Origin of the sequence: Pseudostreptobacillus hongkongensis (genome assembly GCF_001559795.1) — a bacterium.
Classification (GTDB): Bacteria; Fusobacteriota; Fusobacteriia; order Fusobacteriales; family Leptotrichiaceae; genus Pseudostreptobacillus; species Pseudostreptobacillus hongkongensis.
The window spans coordinates 1-285 of the sequence record NZ_LOHY01000048.1 but is presented as its reverse complement, the minus strand read 5'-3'; the positions used below and the strand labels follow the sequence as shown (position 1 = coordinate 285).

The 285-nt window shown below is 51.2% G+C and carries 1 protein-coding gene; it reads left to right on the top strand.

The window, feature by feature from the left end:
• Positions 1–285, top strand: a 285-nt coding sequence (locus AYC59_RS08515; protein ID WP_342666605.1) for a sulfatase-like hydrolase/transferase, incomplete at both ends; no start/stop codon positions are given.

The window sequence follows — 285 nt, the reverse complement described above, 5'->3', positions numbered from 1 at the left end:
GATTCCGGCAACAACGTGGTGGCGCTGGCAGCAAAAGCAGGATACAGCACATGGTGGATATCCAATCAGGGAAAACTGGGGGAGCATGATACACGCATCTCTGTTATTGCTTCTGATGCGGAGCATACCGTTTTCCTCAAGAAAGGCAGCTTTGCTTCCCGTAAAACGGATGACATGTTGTTGTTACAGGAAACAGAACGTGCACTGGCGGATAAATCCTCTCCGAAGGTGATTTTCCTGCCCCTGATGGGGTCTCATCCAAACCCGTGTGACCGGCTTCACTCC